Genomic DNA, 3,320 nt, shown 5'->3' on the forward strand with positions numbered 1-3,320 from the left:
TAGTCCCCCATTGCCGGAGCAATAGTCCTGTACTGCCGCGAGCTTTGCCTGCTCTGTGTATTTTTTCATATCACCCCCTTTATGTTGATGTCCAACATTTGGGGGTCAGATCAAATTTAGGTGGGCACCAGTTCTAGCCTTTTAAGCGGGTATTTCATGCAGCCAACACGCCGTTCGTATTCCAAATCCTTCAAAACCCAGGTCATTCAAGAGTGTATCCAACCCGGCGCTTCAATCGCCAGCGTGGCCCTCAGCCATAGCCTCAACGCAAACCTCGTCCACAAATGGATTCGGGTGCAAGCGCAGAAGAGCACGGCGCTTCAACCAGCATTCATTCCGTTGTCTATGCAAACAACGGCACCCGTATCTTTATCGAATATCATCGTTGAGATTCTGCACCCGCGCGGCACCGTCAAAGTGAACTGGCCAACCGATAGCGCTGCTGACTGCGCCGCATTCCTTCGAGGCTTGTTGCGATGATCCGCATTGACGCCATCTGGCTCGCCACCGAGCCTATGGATATGCGCGCCGGCACTGAAACGGCGCTGGCCAGAGTGGTCGCCGTGTTCGGTGCGGCGAAGCCGCACTGCGCCTATCTGTTTGCCAATCGCCGCGCGACTCGGATGAAGGTGCTGGTACACGATGGAGTTGGCGTCTGGTTGGCGGCACGTCGCTTGAACCAAGGTAAATTCCATTGGTCACGCGCTCGGCAAGGCAGCGAAGTGCAGTTGGATACCGAACAGCTTCAGGCTTGGTGCTCGGTCTGCATTGGCAGCATGTAGGCGTTGGCGGTGCAATTACGCTGCTTTAAAAACAGTAATTTATGCCTTTGCTTACTGTTGCGAGTGGCGTGGGTAATTGTACTGACTTGACCACCCATTTACATCGGATGTGACCAGTACGCTTCGTAACCTTGATCAGCAGAAAAGGAGCGACCACGGCCTGTAGCCACCGGCGGCAGTCGCCCCATTGCGGACGGTCGCGATAGCAGGGTGGTGGTCTACCCCCCATCTGAGACTCGGACTCACAGGCCCATTTCTATTGTTTCGGGGTCAGGCCCTAGGCGGCCGGTTTGTTTGAGATGTGCAATCGCCTTGAGCTCATGGCTGCTCAGCTCAAAGTCAAATACATTGAGGTTGGCCGCCATGCGCTCAGCATTAGTTGAGCGCGGGATCGGCACATGGCCGTTTTGCAGGTGCCAGCGCAGGATGACATGGGCAGGTGTCTTGCCGTGGCGATGGGCGATCTCGGCGAACAACGGCATTTTCAGCAGATCGCCGCCTTGGCCCAACGGGCTCCAGGATGCGGTTGTGATGCCTTGCTCGTGGCACCACTTGCTCAGGTTGGCCTGGTTAAAATCGGGATGAATTTCGATCTGGTTGACTGACGGCACCACGCCGGTGTCATCAATGATGTGGACCAGGTGCTCGACATTGAAGTTGGATACACCAATGGAGCGCACTCGACCCTCCTGCTTCAAGCGCACGAAGGCTTTCCAAGTCTCACGATACGCGCCTTTCTTTGGGATGGCCCAGTGAATAAGGTACAGATCCAGGGTTTCAAGCCCCAGGCGCTGCATGCTGGCGTCGAACGCTCGTAGGGTGCTGTCGAAGCCTTGCTCGGCATTCCACAGCTTAGTGGTGATGAAAATGTGCTCGCGGAGGAGTTCGCATTCGGCGACAGCGCGGCCGACTCCGGCTTCGTTACCGTAACTCACCGCTGTATCGAGATGCCGGTAACCGGCAGCCAGCGCGGCTCTGGAAGCCTCGTAAGCCTGTGTATCATCAAGTTTCCATACACCGAAGCCCAGTTGCGGAATTTGAACCCCGTCGTTGAGAGTGATCAGTGGGGCAGGTTCCATATCCACAGTTTCCTTAATGGCTTTTTGAGAGGGCAAGCTAGCGCGTAAGGGTAGTGCAGCGCAAACTTGCGTTTCAAGCAGGCGACTGAAATCTTCATCTTGATTTCTCACAGCTCTGGACGTCCGCTTGTTGCCTGTCGCCACCGGCGGCAATGAGCATTTCGTTGCTGATCATGGTTACGACGCGAGCTGGTCAAATCCGATGCAATCGGTGGTCAGATCGAATGCAAAAGACTGGGCAGGTCGAATGCAAGCGGGTGGTCAAGTGAAGTGCAATTTCGCATGGCGGGCTTTGGTAAAATCCACGGCATGACTTCCTTGCCCAATCTCGATCAAATGGCTCCCGACCAACTGCGTGCATTCGCTGCGCAATTGCTGTCGCAAGTCGAGACCATGGGTAATACGGTTGAGACTATGAGCAAGACGGTTGAAACGATGGGCAAGAAGATCAACCGCGATCAGACGGTGATTGAAAAGCTGACCCACGAGATCGCACAACTCAAGCGTTTGAAGTTTGCCAAGCGCAGCGAGCAGATGAATCCTGGGCAGGCCAGCCTGTTAGATGACCTGAACGATACCGATATCGCAGCTATTGAGACCGAGCTTCAAGCGTTACAACTAGCGCCAGCTACGGCCGAGAAAAAGCAAAAGCCCAAGCGTACGGCTCTGCCGGAAGAGTTTCCACGCACATTGACCCATCACGACCCGGACAACACCCACTGCCCATGCGGCTGCCCACTCAAGCGGATCGGTGAAGATGTCAGCGAGAAGCTGGACTACACGCCGGGCGTGTTTACCGTCGAGCGTCATATTCGTGGCAAGTGGGTATGCGATGACTGCGAAACGCTGATCCAGGCGCCAGTACCTGCGCAAATTATTGACAAGGGCATCCCGACTGCTGGGTCACTGGCCCACGTCATGATCGCGAAGTTCGCTGATCATCTTCCGCTTTACCGTCAGGAATCGATTTTCGGTCGAGCTGGCTTGGCGATTCCGCGTTCGACGTTGGTCCAGTGGGTTGGTATGACGGGCGTGCAGTTGCAGCCCCTGGTCGATGCCCTGCGTGACGTGGTGATCGGGCAGCAGGTTGTGCATGCGGACGAAACGCCCGTACAAATGCTCGCTCCGGGCTCGAAGAAAACCCACCGTTCTTATGTTTGGGCATACGCCACCAGCCAGTTCTGCGAAACAGCTGCTGTTGTCTACGACTTCAGCCCCAGTCGTGCTGGCGAGCATGCTCGTAACTTCCTGCACGACTGGAAAGGCAAACTGGTCTGTGACGATTTTGGCCGTTACAAGGCCAGCTTCGAACTCGGCGTGACCGAAATCGGCTGCATGGCCTGCGTATTCCACGGCCATCCGGCCACTGATTCCATGAACATCCGGCCACCTATTCCACGGTGACCCGGCCACCCATTCCACGCACATCCGGCCACCCCAAAGGCAGGCAGCGACGCAG

At 55.9% G+C, this 3,320-nt stretch carries 3 protein-coding genes and 1 pseudogene; 3 read left to right on the forward strand and 1 reads right to left on the reverse strand.

Annotated features, from left to right (window positions below; genetic code table 11):
- The first annotated feature begins 156 nt into the window (after nucleotides 1-156).
- The gene (tnpA, locus tag ACP7E4_RS30310) at nucleotides 157-480 is read left to right on the forward strand and encodes an IS66-like element accessory protein TnpA (RefSeq protein ID WP_426119944.1); all 324 of its coding nucleotides are present in this window, start codon (nucleotides 157-159) and stop codon (nucleotides 478-480) included.
- Nucleotides 477-782 carry an IS66 family insertion sequence element accessory protein TnpB gene (tnpB, locus tag ACP7E4_RS30315; RefSeq protein ID WP_426119942.1) on the forward strand — a complete coding sequence of 102 codons (306 nt, stop codon included), beginning with the start codon at nucleotides 477-479 and terminating at the stop codon, nucleotides 780-782. Before tnpA ends, tnpB begins: the two co-directional genes overlap by 4 nt.
- 242 nt (nucleotides 783-1,024) lie before the next feature.
- Here tnpB and ACP7E4_RS30320 read toward each other — a convergent pair whose 3' ends face one another.
- Complete coding sequence (locus tag ACP7E4_RS30320; RefSeq protein ID WP_426119946.1) at nucleotides 1,025-2,005, reverse strand: aldo/keto reductase; 981 nt, start codon at nucleotides 2,003-2,005, stop codon at nucleotides 1,025-1,027.
- A 165-nt stretch (nucleotides 2,006-2,170) separates the two neighbouring features.
- On the opposite strand from ACP7E4_RS30320, the pseudogene tnpC reads away from it, so the two are divergent.
- A pseudogene (gene tnpC / locus ACP7E4_RS30325) lies at nucleotides 2,171-3,202 on the forward strand (IS66 family transposase); the annotation flags it as partial.
- Nucleotides 3,203-3,320: the final 118 nt, after the last annotated feature.

This window comes from Pseudomonas sp. DSP3-2-3 (assembly GCF_049898225.1).
Lineage (GTDB): Bacteria > Pseudomonadota > Gammaproteobacteria > Pseudomonadales > Pseudomonadaceae > Aquipseudomonas.